Source organism: Streptomyces hesseae, assembly GCF_031845785.1.
GTDB classification, from domain to species: Bacteria; Actinomycetota; Actinomycetes; order Streptomycetales; family Streptomycetaceae; genus Streptomyces; species Streptomyces hesseae.
In genome coordinates, this window is the sequence record NZ_JAVRFI010000007.1 from 31,332 (window position 1) to 46,351 (window position 15,020).

The 15,020-nt window shown below is 74.8% G+C and carries 15 protein-coding genes and 1 pseudogene; 8 read left to right on the forward strand and 8 right to left on the reverse strand.

Annotation, left to right across the window (positions count from 1 at the left end; genetic code table 11):
* Positions 1-23: 23 nt before the first annotated feature.
* Positions 24-1,763 (forward strand): malto-oligosyltrehalose trehalohydrolase, encoded by a 1,740-nt coding sequence (gene treZ / locus RM609_RS13515; RefSeq protein WP_311610743.1) that lies wholly within the window; start codon positions 24-26, stop codon positions 1,761-1,763.
* A 79-nt stretch (positions 1,764-1,842) separates the two neighbouring features.
* Positions 1,843-2,136 carry a hypothetical protein gene (locus RM609_RS13520; protein ID WP_311610745.1) on the forward strand — a complete coding sequence of 98 codons (294 nt, stop codon included), beginning with the start codon at positions 1,843-1,845 and terminating at the stop codon, positions 2,134-2,136.
* Positions 2,137-2,145: 9 nt separating this feature from the next.
* On the opposite strand, the gene msrB is transcribed toward RM609_RS13520, so the two are convergent.
* From msrB to RM609_RS13540, 4 genes are all read right to left on the reverse strand, one after another.
* Positions 2,146-2,553, reverse strand: coding sequence for a peptide-methionine (R)-S-oxide reductase MsrB (gene msrB, locus RM609_RS13525; protein WP_311610746.1), 408 nt, complete (start codon positions 2,551-2,553; stop codon positions 2,146-2,148).
* A gap of 26 nt (positions 2,554-2,579) precedes the next feature.
* Positions 2,580-3,974, reverse strand: coding sequence for a UDP-N-acetylmuramate--L-alanine ligase (gene murC, locus RM609_RS13530; protein ID WP_311611060.1), 1,395 nt, complete (start codon positions 3,972-3,974; stop codon positions 2,580-2,582).
* Positions 3,975-4,050: 76 nt separating this feature from the next.
* Positions 4,051-4,692, reverse strand: a complete 642-nt coding sequence (locus RM609_RS13535) for a response regulator (protein ID WP_311610748.1) — start codon at positions 4,690-4,692, stop codon at positions 4,051-4,053.
* The gene (locus RM609_RS13540) at positions 4,689-5,915 is read right to left on the reverse strand and encodes a sensor histidine kinase (protein WP_311610749.1); all 1,227 of its coding nucleotides are present in this window, start codon (positions 5,913-5,915) and stop codon (positions 4,689-4,691) included. Before RM609_RS13540 ends, RM609_RS13535 begins: the two co-directional genes overlap by 4 nt.
* Positions 5,916-6,091: 176 nt before the next feature.
* Here RM609_RS13540 and RM609_RS13545 point away from each other — a divergent pair, with 176 nt between their 5' ends.
* Entirely contained in the window at positions 6,092-7,156 is a 1,065-nt protein-coding gene (locus tag RM609_RS13545; RefSeq protein ID WP_311610751.1) for an ABC transporter permease, read from the forward strand.
* Entirely contained in the window at positions 7,153-7,833 is a 681-nt protein-coding gene (locus tag RM609_RS13550) for an ABC transporter ATP-binding protein (RefSeq protein ID WP_311610752.1), read from the forward strand. Before RM609_RS13545 ends, RM609_RS13550 begins: the two co-directional genes overlap by 4 nt.
* 55 nt (positions 7,834-7,888) lie before the next feature.
* Here the strand turns inward: RM609_RS13550 and RM609_RS13555 are convergent, their stop codons facing one another.
* Together RM609_RS13555 and RM609_RS13560 are read right to left on the reverse strand one after the other, a co-directional pair.
* Entirely contained in the window at positions 7,889-8,404 is a 516-nt protein-coding gene (locus RM609_RS13555) for an indole-3-glycerol phosphate synthase (protein ID WP_311610753.1), read from the reverse strand.
* A gap of 189 nt (positions 8,405-8,593) precedes the next feature.
* Positions 8,594-9,367: a pyrimidine reductase family protein gene (locus RM609_RS13560; RefSeq protein ID WP_311610754.1), complete on the reverse strand. Its 774-nt coding sequence runs from the start codon at positions 9,365-9,367 to the stop codon at positions 8,594-8,596.
* Between the two features lie 128 nt (positions 9,368-9,495).
* Between RM609_RS13560 and zapE the strand changes: the two genes are divergently transcribed.
* Together zapE and RM609_RS13570 are read left to right on the forward strand one after the other, a co-directional pair.
* The gene (zapE, locus tag RM609_RS13565) at positions 9,496-10,566 is read left to right on the forward strand and encodes a cell division protein ZapE (RefSeq protein ID WP_311611061.1); all 1,071 of its coding nucleotides are present in this window, start codon (positions 9,496-9,498) and stop codon (positions 10,564-10,566) included.
* A 24-nt stretch (positions 10,567-10,590) separates the two neighbouring features.
* Positions 10,591-10,680 (forward strand): annotated as a pseudogene (locus tag RM609_RS13570) (polysaccharide deacetylase family protein); the annotation flags it as partial.
* A gap of 61 nt (positions 10,681-10,741) precedes the next feature.
* Here the strand turns inward: RM609_RS13570 and RM609_RS13575 are convergent.
* Together RM609_RS13575 and lpdA are read right to left on the reverse strand one after the other, a co-directional pair.
* On the reverse strand, positions 10,742-11,662 hold the full coding sequence (locus tag RM609_RS13575) for an N-acetyltransferase (RefSeq protein ID WP_311610755.1): 921 nt from the start codon (positions 11,660-11,662) through the stop codon (positions 10,742-10,744).
* A gap of 214 nt (positions 11,663-11,876) precedes the next feature.
* Positions 11,877-13,292: a dihydrolipoyl dehydrogenase gene (gene lpdA, locus RM609_RS13580; protein WP_311610756.1), complete on the reverse strand. Its 1,416-nt coding sequence runs from the start codon at positions 13,290-13,292 to the stop codon at positions 11,877-11,879.
* Between the two features lie 98 nt (positions 13,293-13,390).
* Here lpdA and RM609_RS13585 point away from each other — a divergent pair, with 98 nt between their 5' ends.
* Both RM609_RS13585 and RM609_RS13590 read left to right on the forward strand, forming a co-directional pair.
* Positions 13,391-14,302, forward strand: coding sequence for a LysR family transcriptional regulator (locus RM609_RS13585; protein ID WP_311610757.1), 912 nt, complete (start codon positions 13,391-13,393; stop codon positions 14,300-14,302).
* Entirely contained in the window at positions 14,299-15,015 is a 717-nt protein-coding gene (locus tag RM609_RS13590; protein WP_311610759.1) for an aminoacyl-tRNA hydrolase, read from the forward strand. Before RM609_RS13585 ends, RM609_RS13590 begins: the two co-directional genes overlap by 4 nt.
* Positions 15,016-15,020 lie beyond the last annotated feature (5 nt).

Sequence of the window (15,020 nt, forward strand, 5' to 3'; positions counted from 1 at the left end):
TCCCACCGTCGAGAGGAGCCGTCGTGCTGTTCGAGGTGTGGGCACCACAGGCCCGGCACGTCGCCCTGGAGGCGGACGGCCGCACGTACGCCATGGAGCCGGACCCGGCCCGTCCCGGCTGGTGGCGGGGCGAGGCCCGCGCCGGGCACGGCACCCGCTACGGCTTCGCCCTCGACGGCGGCCCGACCCGGCCCGACCCGCGCTCGCGGCGGCAGCCGGACGGGCCGGACGGGCCCAGCGCCGTCGTCGACTTCGCCCGCTTCGCCTGGCGGCACCCGTGGTCCGGCCGGGGGCTGCCCGGCGCGGTCCTGTACGAGCTGCACACCGGCACGTACACCCCCGAGGGCACCTTCGACGCGGCGGCCGCGCGGCTGCCGCACCTCGCCGACCTGGGCGTCACCCACGTGGAGCTGATGCCCGTCTGCCCGTTCCCGGGCCGGCACGGCTGGGGGTACGACGGGGTGGCCCCCTGGGCCGTGCACGAGCCCTACGGCGGCCCGGACGGGCTGCGCCGCTTCGTGGACGCCGCGCACGGCCTCGGCCTGGGCGTCGTGCTCGACGTCGTCCACAACCACCTGGGCCCGTCGGGCAACCACCTGCCCGCGTACGGCCCGTACTTCACCGACACCCACCACACCCCCTGGGGCGCGGCCGTCAACCTCGACGCGCCCGGATCCCCGGAGGTACGGGCGTACCTCATCGGCAGCGCCCTGGCCTGGCTGCGCGACTACCGGCTCGACGGGCTGCGGCTGGACGCCGTGCACGCGCTCGCCGACACCGGCCCGCGGCACTTCCTCGCCGACCTGTCCGCCGCCGTCGACGAGCTGGCCGGCCGGCTGGGCAGGCCGCTGTTCCTCGTCGCCGAGTCCGACCTCAACGACCCGGCCACCACCGCCCCGCGCGACGCGGGCGGCCACGGCCTCCACGCCCAGTGGAACGACGACTTCCATCACGCCCTGCACACCGCGCTCACCGGCGAGTCCCAGGGCTACTACGCCGACTTCGCCGCCGACCCGGCCCGCGCCCTGGCCAAGACCCTGCGCGGCGGCTTCTTCCACGACGGCACCCACTCCGCCTTCCGCGCCCGCCCCCACGGCCGCCCCCTGGACCCGGGCGCCACCCCCGCCCACCGGCTCCTCGGCTACGCCCAGACCCACGACCAGGTCGGCAACCGGGCGCTCGGCGACCGCCTCTCCGCCCGGCTCTCCCCGGGCCTGCTGGCCTGCGCGGCCGCGCTCGTGCTGTGCGCGCCCTTCACCCCCATGCTGTTCATGGGCGAGGAGTGGGGCGCCCGGACGCCCTGGCAGTACTTCACCGACCACCCGGACCCGGCCCTGGCGGAGGCCGTACGGACCGGCCGGCGCCGCGAGTTCGAGGCCCACGGCTGGCCCGCCGAGGAGATCCCCGACCCCCAGGACCCGGCCACCCGCGACCGCTCCTGCCTGGACTGGACGGAACCCGGCCGCCCCCCGCACGCCCGGCTCCTCGCCTGGTACCGCCGCCTGATCGCCCTGCGGCGCGCCGAGCCCGCCCTGACGGATCCGCGCTGGCGGTACGAGGCGCTGTCCGTCACCGGCGAGGGCGTCGTCTCCTTCCGGCGCGGCCCGCTGCACATCGCGGTCAACCTCACCGCCCGCCCGGCCGCCCTACGCCTGGCGGGCCCGGTGACGGAGGCCGTCGCGGCGTGGCGGCCGGTGGGCCTGCCGGACGGCGACGACGGCGTGCTGCGGCTGCCGCCGGAGACGGCGGCCGTGCTGCGCTGAATCGCCCGCGCTTGCGCCACCGGGCGCACCGGGCCGACCCTGGAAGTGACGCGACCTCGCAGGTGAAGGAGTGAGGGCCATGCGCATGCTCTTGCGGGCCCGGTTGGACACCCACACGTCGAACGCGGGGGTCAAGGACGGCAGCCTGCCCAGGCTGATGGAGAAGATCGTGGAGGAGCTCAAGCCCGAAGCCGCCTACTTCGCGCCCCTGGACGGCGGCCGGTCCTGTCTCATGGTCTTCGACATGCAGGACTCCTCGCAGATCGTCGGGATCGGCGAGAAGTTCTTCCAGGAAGCGGACGCCGAGGTCGAGCTGAACCCGGTGATGAACCTGGACGACCTGAAGAAGGGCCTCGCGGACTTCACCGGGTGAGCGCTCCGCTCAGCCCTCGTCCGGGCGCAGCCGCAGCGAGATGGAGTTGATGCAGTACCGCTGGTCCGTGGGGGTGGGGTAGCCCTCGCCCTCGAAGACGTGGCCCAGGTGGGAGCCGCAGCGGGCGCAGCGGACCTCGACGCGGACCATGCCGTGGGTGCGGTCCTCCAGGAGCTCGACGGCGTCGGAGTCCTTCGGGTCGAAGAAGCTCGGCCAGCCGCAGTGGCTCTCGAACTTCTCCGTGGAGCGGAACAGCTCCGCGTCGCAGGCCCGGCAGGTGTAGACGCCCACCGTCTTCGTGTCGGTGTACTCACCGCGGAAGGCGGGCTCGGTGCCCGCCCGGCGGAGCACCTGGTACTCCGCCGGCGTCAGCTCCGCGCGCCACTGTTCGTCCGTCTTCTCGACCTCGTACGCCATGCCGTACGCCCTCCGCGGTGTGTGGGTCAGTTCTCCAGGCGGGCCAGGATCTTCGGACCGAGGTCCGTGACGTCACCCGCGCCCATCGTCAGAACGAGATCACCGGGGCGGGCCATTCCCGCGATCACGTCCGGGATCGCCGCCATGTCGTGCTCGGGGCGGACGTCCGCGCCGGCCTTCTCGGCCGCGTCGATGATCAGGGTGCTGGTGATGCCCGGGATCGGGTCCTCGCGGGCGGGGTAGATGTCGAGGACCACGGAGGCGTCGGCCAGGGTCAGGGACTGTCCCATCTCCGTGCCGAGCTCCTGGGTGCGGCTGAAGAGGTGGGGCTGGAAGACGACCAGGACGCGGGAGCCGGCGGCGGCGCCCCGGATGGCCTCCAGGTCGGCGGTCATCTCGGTGGGGTGGTGCGCGTAGGAGTCGATGACCTGCACGCCGTTCGCCTCGCCCTTGAGCTGGAGGCGGCGGCCGACGCCGGTGAACTTGCCGAGCGCGGAGGCGAGGTTGTGCGCCGGGATGCCGAGGGCGACGCCCGCGGCGAGGGCGGCGACGGCGTTGTGCGCGTAGTGGCTGCCGGGCACGGAGACGGCGAAGGTGAGCATCTTGCCGTTCAGCAGGATGGTGACCTCGCTGGCCAGGCCGCGCGGGGTGACCTTCAGGACGCGCACGTCGGCGTCCTCGGCCGTGCCGTAGGTGACGATCTCGATGTCGTGGCGGCCGGAGACCCGCTCGGTGAGCTCGCGGGCGCCCGCCTGGTCGGCGGAGACGACGAGCGTGCCGCCGGGGCGGACGCGGCCGACGAACGTCTCGAAGGACTCGTAGATCTCGTCCATCGACGCGTAGTTCGCGTGGTGGTCCAGCTCCACGTTGAGGATGATCGCGACCTCGGGCGCGTACTTGTGGAAGCTGCGGTCGCTTTCGTCCGCCTCGGCGACGAAGATCTCGCCGGAGCCGTGGAGGGCGTTGGTGCCGGGGCCGGCGAGGTCGCCGCCGATGGCGTACGACGGGGCCAGGCCCAGGGCGTCCAGGGAGACGGCGAGCATCGACGTCGTGGTCGTCTTGCCGTGGGTGCCCGCGACGGCGATCGGGCGCAGCCCGTCCATCAGCCGGGCCAGCGCGTCGGAGCGGTGGACGACCGGGACGCCGCGCTCGGCGGCCGCGGCCAGCTCGGGGTTGTCGGCGCGGATGGCGCTGGAGACGACGACGCAGGTGGCGTCGGCCGCCAGGTGCTCCGCGGCGTGGCCGATGTGCACCGTGACGCCCAGCTCGCGCAGGGACGCGGCGGTGGCCGAGTCCTTCGCGTCGCTGCCGGCGACGGCCGCGCCGCGCTGGGCGAGGATCTTCGCGATGCCCGACATGCCGGCGCCGCCGATGCCGATGAAGTGCGGTCGGTCCATCGTCGTGGGGACGGCCGGTGCCATGTGCGGTGCTCCCTGAAGGTCGGTGCTCATTGCGGGTAACTCTATTCCCCGGCTCGGACAGCCCCGGCCACGCCCGTCACACCGCCCGGATCAGCCCCGCCGCCAGGCCCGCCGCGACCGCCGCCGTGCGGCTGTCGACGCCGAGCTTGTCGTAGATGTGCACGAGGTGGGTCTTGACCGTCGCCTCGCTGATGAAGAGCCGTTTGGAGATCTGCCGGTTGGCCAGGCCCTCGGCCACCAGGCCCAGGATCTCCGTCTCGCGCGGGGAGAGCGCGGGCCGGCCGCCGGCCCGTACCCGGCCCAGCAGGCGGGCGGCGACGGGCGGGGCGAGGACGGTCTCGCCGCGGGCGGCAGCGTGGACGGCTGCCGCGACCTCCTCGGGCGGGGCGTCCTTGAGGAGGTAGCCGGTGGCTCCGGCCTCGACGGCGGCCAGGATGTCGGCGTCGGTGCTGTAGGTGGTGAGGATCAGCACGGCGGGCGGGGACGGCAGCGCGGTGATGCGCCGGGTGGCCTCCACACCGTGCATTCCGGCACCCATCTGGAGGTCCATGAGGACGACGTCCGGGCGTACCCCTTCGGCGAGCAGCCGCAGTGCCTCGGCGCCGTCGGCGGCCTCGCCCACGGCCTCCACGTCGGGCAGGTCGTCGACCATGGCGCGCAGTCCGCGCCGCACCACGGGGTGGTCGTCGACGAGGAGGACCCCGATGCCGGCGCTCATGCCGCCGCTCCCACGACGCGGATCTCCTTCGGCGCCGTCGGCACCGTCGCCGCGATGGCCGTGCCTTCGCCGGGGGCGGACTCGACGGTGAAGGTGCCGCCGAGGCCTGCGATGCGCTCGCGCATGCCGTGCAGGCCGAAGGTGCGGCGGCCGTCGGCCGGGCCCCGGCCGGGGGCGAAGCCGACACCGTCGTCGTAGATGTCGAGGGCAACCTGTCCGTCGAGGAAGGCGAGGGTGACGGCGGTGTGCTCGGCGCGCGCGTGGCGGGCCACGTTGGCCAGGGCCTCCTGGGTCAGGCGCAGCAGGGCGACCTCGGTCTCCACGGGCAGGGGGCAGGGTTCGCCGTCGAGGCGGAAGACGGCCCCGGGGACGGTGCGCGCGGTCACCCGGCGCAGCGCCTCGGGCAGGGGCGCGTCCTCCAGTGCGGGCGGGGTGAGGGCCTGGACGAAGCGGCGGGCCTCGGCGAGGTTGTCGGCGGCGGTCAGCCCGATCTCGCGGACCCGTTCCCGGGCCGTGTCCCGTTCGGCGGTCTCGGCGGCGCGGGCGAGCAGGACGATGCTGGACAGGCCCTGGGCGAGGGTGTCGTGGATCTCGCGGGCGAGCCGCTGCCGCTCGGCGAGCCGGCCCGCCTCGCGCTGGGCGGCGGCGAGCTCGTCCCGGGTGCGCACGAGGTCGTCGATCAGCCGCTCGCGGCGCTGGCTCTCGCGGTGGAGCGCGGCGTAGCCGTAGGCGGTGAGGATCGCGACGGCGGCCCCGGCGGCGGGGCCGATGACCTTCGCGACGGTGAGCCCGCCGGGCGCGGTCGCCTGGGCGGCGACGACGGCCGCCGTGGCGGCGGCGACGGCGGGGTGCGCCCAGCGGACGGGGAGGGCGCGCAGGAAGAGGAAGAACAGCGGGAAGGCGACGTAGCTGAAGCCGTGGTCCAGGGCGAGGAGCGCCAGCCACAGGGCCGTGACGGCGGAGAGCCAGAGTCCGGGGCGGCGGGCGGGGCGGACGGTCCCGGCCGCGTACACGGCGGCGAGCAGCGCGCCCAGCGGCAGTACGGCCAGGGGTCCCGCCGACGGGCGGCCGGCCAGGGTGGGGGCCAGGGCGACGCCGAGCAGCGCGTAGAAGGCGCCGTGGAAGGCGAGGCGGACCAGGCGCAGCGGGGGCACGTCGGAGGCCTCGCGTCCGCGCGGGAGCGCGGCGGGCGCGCCGGGGTCGGGAGGGCTCGTTCGGCTCATCCCATTGAGCGTACGGGCCCGTGCCGGACGCTCCGGAACCGGCCGCCATCAACCGTTCGATTGATTTCCGGGTACATCGGACGGACGGTCCGTGAACCGTCCCCCGGCCCGATGGCGGCGCGGGTGCGGGGCGGCAGCCTGGAGTCCGCATTCGATCCGGCACCGGAGGGAATCTCTTGTTCGTCGCGCTCCGCGACATCCGTTTCGCCCGGGGGCGCTTCGCCCTCATGGGCACGGTCGTCGCGCTCATCACCACGCTCGTGGTCTTCCTCTACGGCCTGACCGACGGTCTGGCCCGGGAGGCGTCGTCGGCCGTGGCGGGGCTGCCGGCGGGCCGCGTGGTCTTCGGTGCCCCGGCGGGGGCCGCGCCCGAGGTGTCGTTCTCCAACAGCACCGTCGACGAGCGGCAGGCCGAGGCGTGGCGCCGGGCCCCGGGGGTGCGGTCCGCGGAGCCGTTCGGCGTGGGGATGACCCGGCTGACGGCGGGCGGCTCGGCGGAGTCGGTGAGTGTGATCGGCGGCCCGGAGCGGCTGGCTCCGGCGCCCGAGGAGGGAGCCGCTCCCGCCGACGGGCAGGTGGCCGTGAGCCGGCGGATCGCCCGGGAGCACGGGCTGCGGCCCGGGGACCGGATCACCCTGGGCACCCGGGAGCTGACCGTCTCCGGCGTCACGCCCGACCGTGGCCACGGGCACGCGCCGACCGTCTGGACGACGCTCGCCACCTGGCGCGACGTGAGCCATCTGCCGCGGCCGACCGCGCTGGCCGTGACCGGTTCCGGTACGCCCTCGGGGGCCGTCGCCCGCACCACGAAGGCCGTCGCCCTCGACGACGCGCTGGACGGCATCGACGGCTACGCCGCCGAGCACGGCACGCTCCGGATGGTCCAGGGCTTCCTGTTCGTGGTGAGCGCGCTCGTGGTGGGGGCCTTCTTCACCGTGTGGACGGTGCAGCGGCGGCCCGACGTGGCGGTGCTCAAGGCCGTGGGCGCGAGCAGCGGCTATCTGGTGCGGGACGCGCTCGGGCAGGCGGCGGTGGTGCTGGCCGCCGGAGCGGCCACGGGCGCCGTAGCCGGTGCGGCGGGCGGGGCGCTGGCATCGGCGGCCGTGCCGTTCGAGCTGAGCGCGGCGGCGGTGGCCGTACCGGTGGCCGCCATGGTGCTGCTGGGGCTGGCCGGCTCGGCGCTCGCCGTCGCCCGCATCACGTCCGTCGACCCGCTGACCGCGCTGGGAGCCACCCGATGACCGCCTCGCCCGCTCTTTCGTTGCAGGACGCCGTCCTCACCTACCCCGACGGGGACCGCGCGCTCACCGCCCTGGACCGGGTGTCGCTGACCGTGGCGCCCGGCGAGCTGGTGGCGGTCGTGGGGCCGTCGGGCTCGGGCAAGTCCAGCCTGCTGGCGGTCGCGGCGACGCTGCGCAGCCCCGACGCGGGGCGGGTGGTGGTGGCGGGGTGCGACACGGGGCCGCTGAGCGCCAAGGAACGCACCGCGCTGCGGCGCGAACGGATCGGCATCGTCTTCCAGCAGCCGAACCTGCTGCCGTCGCTGACGGCCGAGGAACAACTGCTGGCGGTCGCGCACCTGCGCGGCGGGGGTGTGCGTGCGGCCCGGGCGCGGGCGGCGGAGCTGCTGGAGTCGGTCGGGCTGGACGCGGCGAAGCGGAGGCGGCGTCCCCATCAGCTGTCCGGGGGCGAGCGGCAGCGCGTGAACATCGCCCGCGCGCTGTTCGGCGACCCCGCCGTGCTGCTGGTGGACGAGCCGACGTCGGCCCTGGACCACGAGCGCGGCGAGCGGGTCGTCGAGCTGCTGGCCGAGGTCACGCGCCGGCACCGCACGGCGACGGTGCTGGTCACCCACGACCGGGGGCTGCTCGGCCGGGCGGACCGGGTACTGACGATGCGCGACGGCAGGCTGGGGTGACGCCCCGGGCGCGGCGCGGCGGACGAGCGCGGCGTGGCGTGGCGCGCCGTCCGGCTCAGTCGCGCTCGCCCGCCGCCGGCGCCTCCTCGCCTTCCCCTTCCCCCTCGCCATCCGCGTGCGCGTAGAGCTTGAGGACGGGCACCCCGACCTTGTGGCGGGCGCGCGAGGCCCAGTCGCGGTGGAAGAACTCCTCGACGAGGTGGGGCGCGGTCAGCACGATCACCTCGTCGGCGTGGGTCTGCTCCACGACGGAGCGCAGGAGGTCCAGCGGGTGGCCGTCGATGAGCTGGCCGACGGCCTCGCAGCCCGCCTCGCGCAGCAGGCGCAGCGAGTGCTCCAGGGCCACCGCGGCGGGCCGTACGGCCGCGTCGCCCTCGGGCTCGTCGGCCTCGTGGAGCGCCTGCTCCAGTTCGCCGAGGGCCACGTCGTCGATGGCGCGCAGCAGCCGGTCCTCGTCGCCTCTGGGACGCATGAGGACCACGAACGACATGCTGTCGTCGTGGAGGGTGGTGACGAAGTCGACATCCGTCGCGGAGAGCGGCTGCTCGATCATCAATACGCTCGTGAACACGGTGGGAGCCCTTCTACTCCATGGGCCACCGGGCCCCAACAGAAACCATCCTGCGCGGGCTCCCCGGGAACCCGCCTGTTTTGATCCTGTGCCCCCGGGGGAGCGTCTGACTCAATTCTGCCCACCCCGAGTTAAACCGGAACGGTAAATTCCGCCGATTGTCAGACCCGCCGACGGACCACCGGGGCGTCAAACCCGTCGGTACCGGGTGAAGAGGAAACCGCCGTCCTCCAGCACCGACCCCAGCGCGAAGCGCTCGGGCACCGCCAGCGGCGGCCCCGCCATGATCCGCGGCGCCGTCCCGGTGGCCACCACCGGCGCCAGCGACAGGCACATCTCGTCCAGCACCCCGGCCGCCGCGAACTGACCCAGCAGCCGGGGGCCGCCCTCGGTCAGCAGCCGCGTCAGCCCCCGCCCGGCCAGCAGCCCCGGCACCCGCGCCACGTCGACGCCCGGCCCCTCGCCCGCCACGAGCACCTCGGCGCCCGCCGCCCGCGCCGCGGCCACGCGCTCCGCCGGGGCGTCCGCCCCGGTCAGCACGACCGTCGGCACCAGCGGCTCGGTGAACAACGGAAGCGAGAAGTCCAGGTCGAGCCCCGCGCTCACCACGGCTATGACCGGCGCGGGCCCCTGGCCGAGCGCCGCCCGCCGCGCCGCGAAGGCCTCCCGGGCCCGCGCGGGCCGGTAGCCCTCCTGCCGTACGGTCTCCGCGCCGACCACCACCGCGTCGGCCAGACCCCGCAGCGTGCCGAAGATCCGCATGTCGGCGGCCGAGGACAGCGGCTGCGACCGGCCCTCGTGATGCGCCGCGCCGTCCAGCGAGGAGACCATGTTGGCCCGCAGCCACGCCGTCCCGGCGGGAAGACCGGCCGGGTACGCGTAGAGGTCGGCGAGCTCGTCCAGCCCCCATTCTCGGTCGTCGAGGTCGGCGGGGCTGAACGGGGAGGGGAACAGGCGTCGCATAGGCCGCAGTGTGACATGGCTCGCTCCTCGCGGGCGGGCCACCGCACTTTCAGGGGCTACGCTGGACAGCTGTGTCGTCCTCCACCGCATCACCCGCAAGCGCCACGGGCCCCGCGACCCCCGGTCCGATAACCGGCGGCCCGGCCGGAACCCCCGTCGCCCTCACCTCGCGCGCCCCGCACGTCCCGGCCGACCGCCTGGTCGCCGAGATGGTGCCCCCGCCGCGCTTCGACTCGGTGCGCTTCGACACGTACATCCCCGACCCCAACCAGCCCAGCCAGACCGAGGCCGTCAAGATCCTCGACGGATTCGCGGGCGGGCTCGGCGGCGAGGCCGCCGGCGGCCGCAAGCGCTGGTTCCGGCGCGAGACGAAGCCCGCCGCCCCCGCCGGCCCGCGCGGCGTCTACCTCGACGGCGGCTACGGCGTCGGCAAGACCCACCTGCTGGCCTCCCTCTGGCACGCCACCCCGGCCGCCCCCGAGCGGAAGGCCTTCGGCACGTTCGTGGAGCTGACGAACCTCGTCGGCGCCCTGGGCTTCCAGCAGACCGTCCAGACCCTCAGCGGCCACAAGCTGCTGTGCATCGACGAGTTCGAGCTCGACGACCCGGGCGACACCGTCCTCGTCTCCACCCTGCTGGGCAAGCTGGTCGACGCGGGCGTGGCGCTCGCCGCGACCTCCAACACCCTGCCCGGCAAGCTCGGCGAGGGCCGCTTCGCCGCCGCCGACTTCCTCCGCGAGATCCAGGGCCTCTCCGCCCACTTCCGCCCCCTGCGCATCGACGGCGAGGACTACCGCCACCGCGGCCTGCCGCAGGCCCCCGCCCCGTACGACGACGGGACCGTCGAGCGGGTGGCGCACCGCACCGAGGGCGCCTCCCTGGACGCCTTCCCCGACCTCCTCGACCACCTCTCCAAGGTCCACCCGAGCCGCTACGGCGCCATGTGCGACGGCGTCCGGGCCGTCTGCCTGACCGGCGTCCGGGCCGTGCCGGACCAGTCGACCGCACTGCGCCTGGTCGTCCTCGCCGACCGGCTCTACGACCGCGAGGTCCCGGTGCTGGCGTCCGGGCGGCCCTTCGACGAGCTGTTCAGCGAGGAGATGCTGAACGGCGGCTACCGCAAGAAGTACTTCCGGGCGATCTCCCGGCTCACGGCGCTGGCGCGCGACGCGAAGCCGCTCGTCGACACCGGCGAGTGACGGCCCCGGCCGGTCCATACGCACGGTGAGCGCTTCGACAACCCCGGGCTCATCGCGACGCTCCGGAACCTGAAGGTGCCCGCTTCAGTCTTCATGACCGGCAGATGGGGCCAGTTGCCAGGGCCAAAGCCCCACCTTGAGCCGCGGCATGCGGAAGGTGGGGCGTACGTACCCCCTAATCCTCCGGCACGAAGTCGATCCGTTCCTGCGTCACCGGATACCCCGCCCTGGCGAAGCTCGCCGCCATCGGGGTGTTGCCCTTGTCCGTGGCGGCCGCGATTCTCGTGGCGCCCCGGGCGGCCAGGTCGTGGGTGCAGTCCACGAGCAGGTCGTGGGAGTAGCCGTGGCCGCGCTGTTCGGGGACGACGCCGATGTAGCCGACGCACGGGCCGGCCGGGTTGCGGGCGGGGACGTGGAGGCCCGCGAGGTCTCCGTCGGGGGTGAAGGCGAGCCGCCACCATTCACGGGGCGAGGGCATCCAGTGGAGGAGGGCCATCATGTCGTCGACGGCGGCCTCCAGGCCGGACTCGGTGATGGTGCGGCGGTCGTGGGCGTCCAGCGTGCCGTCCATGGTGCGGCGCACGGCGTCCCCGAACACCGTGTCGTCCGGCTCGGGCCGGTACTCCAGGCGGCCGGTGCGTTCCTGCAGCGGGCAGGCGGGCGTCCATTCGTAGCGGTACCGCTCGACCAGCCGCCGCATCCCGGCGGCCTCGGCCGCCGCGGCGCGGGCCTCGACGGCGGCCCGTACACGCGGCCGGTCGCGCCAGCCGGGCGGGGCGAGCAGGGCGTACTCGGCGCTCAGCGGGACGGTGCGCAGCAGTCGGACGGCCGCCTCGGTCTCGCCGTCGGCGAAGTCGAACCAGTCGAGGGCCTTGGGCGTCTCGTCGTCGGGCCCGCCCCACCAGGCGGCTCGGGCGACGACGCGGCCGTCGCGCAGTGCCACCCAGGTCCAGTCGGGGCGGTACTCGCCGCCGAGGTGGACGGGCGTGTAGGTCCGGCCGAAGGCGGCCCTGCCGACGAGGGCGGGGGCGGTGTCGAGGGAGGTGAAGAGTGCGGTGTCGTGCTCGGTGAGGGCACGGATGACCAGGGAGGTCATGGGGATCCTTCCGGAGGCGGGTGGTCGCGCTCCCGGTCGGACGGGATGTCAGACGGAGGACGCCCGGCGGAGGGGGCGGGAGCGCGGGACAGTGCTGTCGGTGCGGTTCATCTCTCGCCCCTCCTTTCCGGGTTCTCGGACGTCTGCGGCGACTTTAGGAGCCGTCGGGCGTGGGCGTCCATCGATTTACCGCGGTAAACGATCTGCCGTGGCGCTACGGCTGGTGCAGGCCCCGGCCCGCGAGGGCGAGCATGACCTCGCCGACCGCCTCCGAGAGCGTCGGGTGCGGGTGGATGTGCTGGGCGACGTCGGCGGCCTCCGCGTCCCAGCCGACGACGAGCTGGCTCTCGGCGATCATCTCGGAGACGTGCGGGCCCACGAGGTGGACGCCCAGTACCCGGCCCCCGTCCTGTTCGGCGACGACCTTCACCATGCCTCCCTGGCCGTGCACCATGCCCTTGGCGGTGGCGGTCAGCGGCATCGTGACGGCCCGGACCCGGTGGCCCAGCTCCAGCGCCCCGGCCTCGGTGAGGCCCACGGAGGCCGTCTGCGGGCTGGAGTACGTGACGCGGGGCACGGCCGCGTAGTCGACGGGCCGGGGCGTGAGGCCCGCCAGGGTCTCGGCGACCACCAGGCCCTCCGCGAAGGATGCGTGGGCCAGGCCCGGCGACGGCGGCGGCAGCAGATCGCCGACGACGTGGACGCCGGGGACGGCCGTCTCCAGCCGGGACCAGTCGGCCGGGGCGACGAAGCCCCGGGCGTCGGTGGCCAGTCCGGCCGCCGCGAGGCCGAGGCCGTCGGTGACCGGAGCCCGGCCCACGGCCACCAGCAGCCGCTCCGTCTCCAGCGTCCGCGTCTCGCCGCGCGCCGTGCGGAGGACGACCCGTACACCCCCGTCGTACGGGTGGGCCTCCGTGAGGCGCGCGCCGGTCAGGACGTCGATGCCGCGCTTCTTCAGACCGCGCGTCAGATGGCGGCCGACGTCGGCGTCCTCCAGCGGCAGCAGCCGGTCGGCGGCCTCCAGCAGCGTCACCTCGGCGCCCATGGAGCGGTGCAGCGAGGCGTACTCGACGCCGATCGCCCCGCCGCCCAGCACCACGACCGAGCCCGGCAGCCCGGGTGCGAACAGCGCGTCGTCGCTGGTGACGACCCTGACGCCGTCCGGTTCCAGCCCGGGGAGCGTACGGGGCCGCGAACCGGTGGCGAGGACGACGCCGCGCCGGGCCCGCCACGCGGTGCCGGCCTCGGCGCTGGTGCCGATCCGTATCCCACGGGGTCCGGTCAGGGTGGCCGAGCCCCGGACGACACGTACGCCCGCGTGCGTCAGCTTGCCCTCCACCCCGCGGTGGTTGCGGGAGACGATGTCGTCGCGGGTCGCGGTCAGGGCGGACCAGTCGACGGACTCGAGCGTCGCCTTCACCCCCCACCGTTCACGCGCCTCCACGATTCCGTCGACGAGCTCCGCCGCGTGCAGCATCGCCTTGCTGGGGACGCAGCCGCGGTGCAGACACGTGCCGCCGACGAGGTCGCGCTCCACGAGGACGACACCGAGTCCGAGGGCCACCGCGCGCAACGCCGTGCTGTAGCCGCCGGTACCGCCGCCGATGACGATGACATCTGTCTCATGCATGCCTCAACCCTCCGCCCACCGGCGATGATGAGTCCAACGCAAGTTCTTGATGGGATCGATGACGGCTCTTCATAGGGTTGGCCGGGAGAGGCGTACGGATGAGTCTGCGGCAGATGGAGTACCTGGTCGCGGTCGTGGAGGAACGGTCCTTCAGCCGGGCCGCGCACACCCTCAACGTCACCCAGTCCGCGCTGTCCCACCAGATCAAGGCGCTGGAACGGACCGTCGGCGGCCCCCTGCTGGAGCGCCTGCCGCGCGGCGTGGAACTCACGCCGATGGGCCGGGCCTTCCTGCCCCACGCCGAGCTCGCCGTGCGCAGCGCGGGCCGGGCCCGCCGCGCGGCCCGGGCCGCCGCCGGGGCGGAGGGCGGTGAGCTGCACATCGTGACGTTGCACGCGCTGGCGGCCGGCGTTCTGCCACTGGTACTCGCGCGCTGGCGGGCCGAGTTCCCGGGGGTCGCGCTGCGACTGCACGAGTGCGTCACCACGGACGAGCTGCGGGACCGCATGGAGCGCGGTGTCGCGGACCTGGCCGTGGGGCCCCGCCCGCAGGGCTGGCCGGGGCCGGTGGTCTCCCTCGGCGAGGAGGAGATCGTCCTGGTCGTCTCCGCCGACGACCCCTTGGCCGGACGTACGGCTCCGGTCGCGCTGGAGGAACTGGCGGACCGGGCGTGGGTGCGGTGCGCGCTGGAGCCGGTGGTGGGCGGGCGGCGGTGGCTGGACGTGGTGTGCGAGGAGCGGGGCTTCACTCCGGTGACGGCGGTGGAGACGGAGCAGTCGTCGACGGCGGTGCGGATGGCCGCCGCCGGGGTGGGGATCGTGGCGGCGCCCCGGCACCTCGCCACCGCGACGGCGGGCACGGTGCCGGTGGCCGTCGATGCGCGCTGGCGGCGGGAGCAGACGGTGTTCTCGCGGGTGGAGCCGACTGGGGTGGCGGCCGTGTTCGTGGCGCGGTGCGTGGAGATCCTGCGCGGGGAGTCGCTGGGGGCGGCTGGCAGACTGGGGGTGTGACCAGCACCGATACCGTCCCGTACGACGAGGACCCGCGCGACAGCGCCCCCCAGTTCGTCCTGCCCCTCGTGGTGCGGATCGAGAAGGCCGCGCCCCCGGCGCGCACGGACGCGCTGGAGACGGCGGCGCGGGCGGTGCTGTTCCTGCTGTCGGACGAGCGGGCGGCCGGGGACGGCGAGTGGGCCCGGGCGGTGGCGGACTGGCAGGACGCCCGCATCCGCAAGGTCGTGCGGCGGGCGCGCGGGGCGGAGTGGCGCAAGGCGTCCGCGCTGCCGGGCATCGAGGTCGCGGGCGAGGCCGCCGAGGTGCGGGTCTTCCCGCCCGTGCCGCTGGACGGCTGGCCCAAGGAGCTGGTGAAGCTCCAGGTGTCGGGCACCGACCTGGACGACCCCGAGCCGCCGGCCGCGCCGGACCCCGCCCGGCCGGTGCTGTGGCTCAACCCGGAGCTGGAGATGTCGGCGGGCAAGACCATGGCCCAGGCCGGGCACGGCGCGCAGCTCGCGTGGTGGGCCCTGGACGACGCAGCGCGGGACGCCTGGCGGAAGGACGGCTTCGCGCTGTCGGTGCGCACGGCCGAGCCCGGGCGCTGGGCGGAGCTGACGACGAGCGGGCTGCCGGTGGTGAGGGACGCCGGTTTCACGGAGATCGCTCCCGGTTCGTCCACGGTCGTCGCGGACCATCCCTTGCTGCGGAGCTGTCACACCCGCCTGTGATACTG

What these genes read in the sequence shown, in the direction of transcription:
- RM609_RS13575 (WP_311610755.1), bottom strand. Translation starts at nt 11,662, where the DNA reads ATGACCTCCCTGGTCATCCGTGCCCTCACCGAGCACGACACCGCACTC.
- lpdA (WP_311610756.1), bottom strand. Translation starts at nt 13,292, where the DNA reads ATGCATGAGACAGATGTCATCGTCATCGGCGGCGGTACCGGCGGCTAC.
- RM609_RS13520 (WP_311610745.1), top strand. Translation starts at nt 1,843, where the DNA reads ATGCGCATGCTCTTGCGGGCCCGGTTGGACACCCACACGTCGAACGCG.
- RM609_RS13540 (WP_311610749.1), bottom strand. Translation starts at nt 5,915, where the DNA reads ATGAGCCGAACGAGCCCTCCCGACCCCGGCGCGCCCGCCGCGCTCCCG.
- murC (WP_311611060.1), bottom strand. Translation starts at nt 3,974, where the DNA reads ATGGCACCGGCCGTCCCCACGACGATGGACCGACCGCACTTCATCGGC.
- RM609_RS13585 (WP_311610757.1), top strand. Translation starts at nt 13,391, where the DNA reads ATGAGTCTGCGGCAGATGGAGTACCTGGTCGCGGTCGTGGAGGAACGG.
- RM609_RS13560 (WP_311610754.1), bottom strand. Translation starts at nt 9,367, where the DNA reads ATGCGACGCCTGTTCCCCTCCCCGTTCAGCCCCGCCGACCTCGACGAC.
- RM609_RS13550 (WP_311610752.1), top strand. Translation starts at nt 7,153, where the DNA reads ATGACCGCCTCGCCCGCTCTTTCGTTGCAGGACGCCGTCCTCACCTAC.
- msrB (WP_311610746.1), bottom strand. Translation starts at nt 2,553, where the DNA reads ATGGCGTACGAGGTCGAGAAGACGGACGAACAGTGGCGCGCGGAGCTG.
- RM609_RS13535 (WP_311610748.1), bottom strand. Translation starts at nt 4,692, where the DNA reads ATGAGCGCCGGCATCGGGGTCCTCCTCGTCGACGACCACCCCGTGGTG.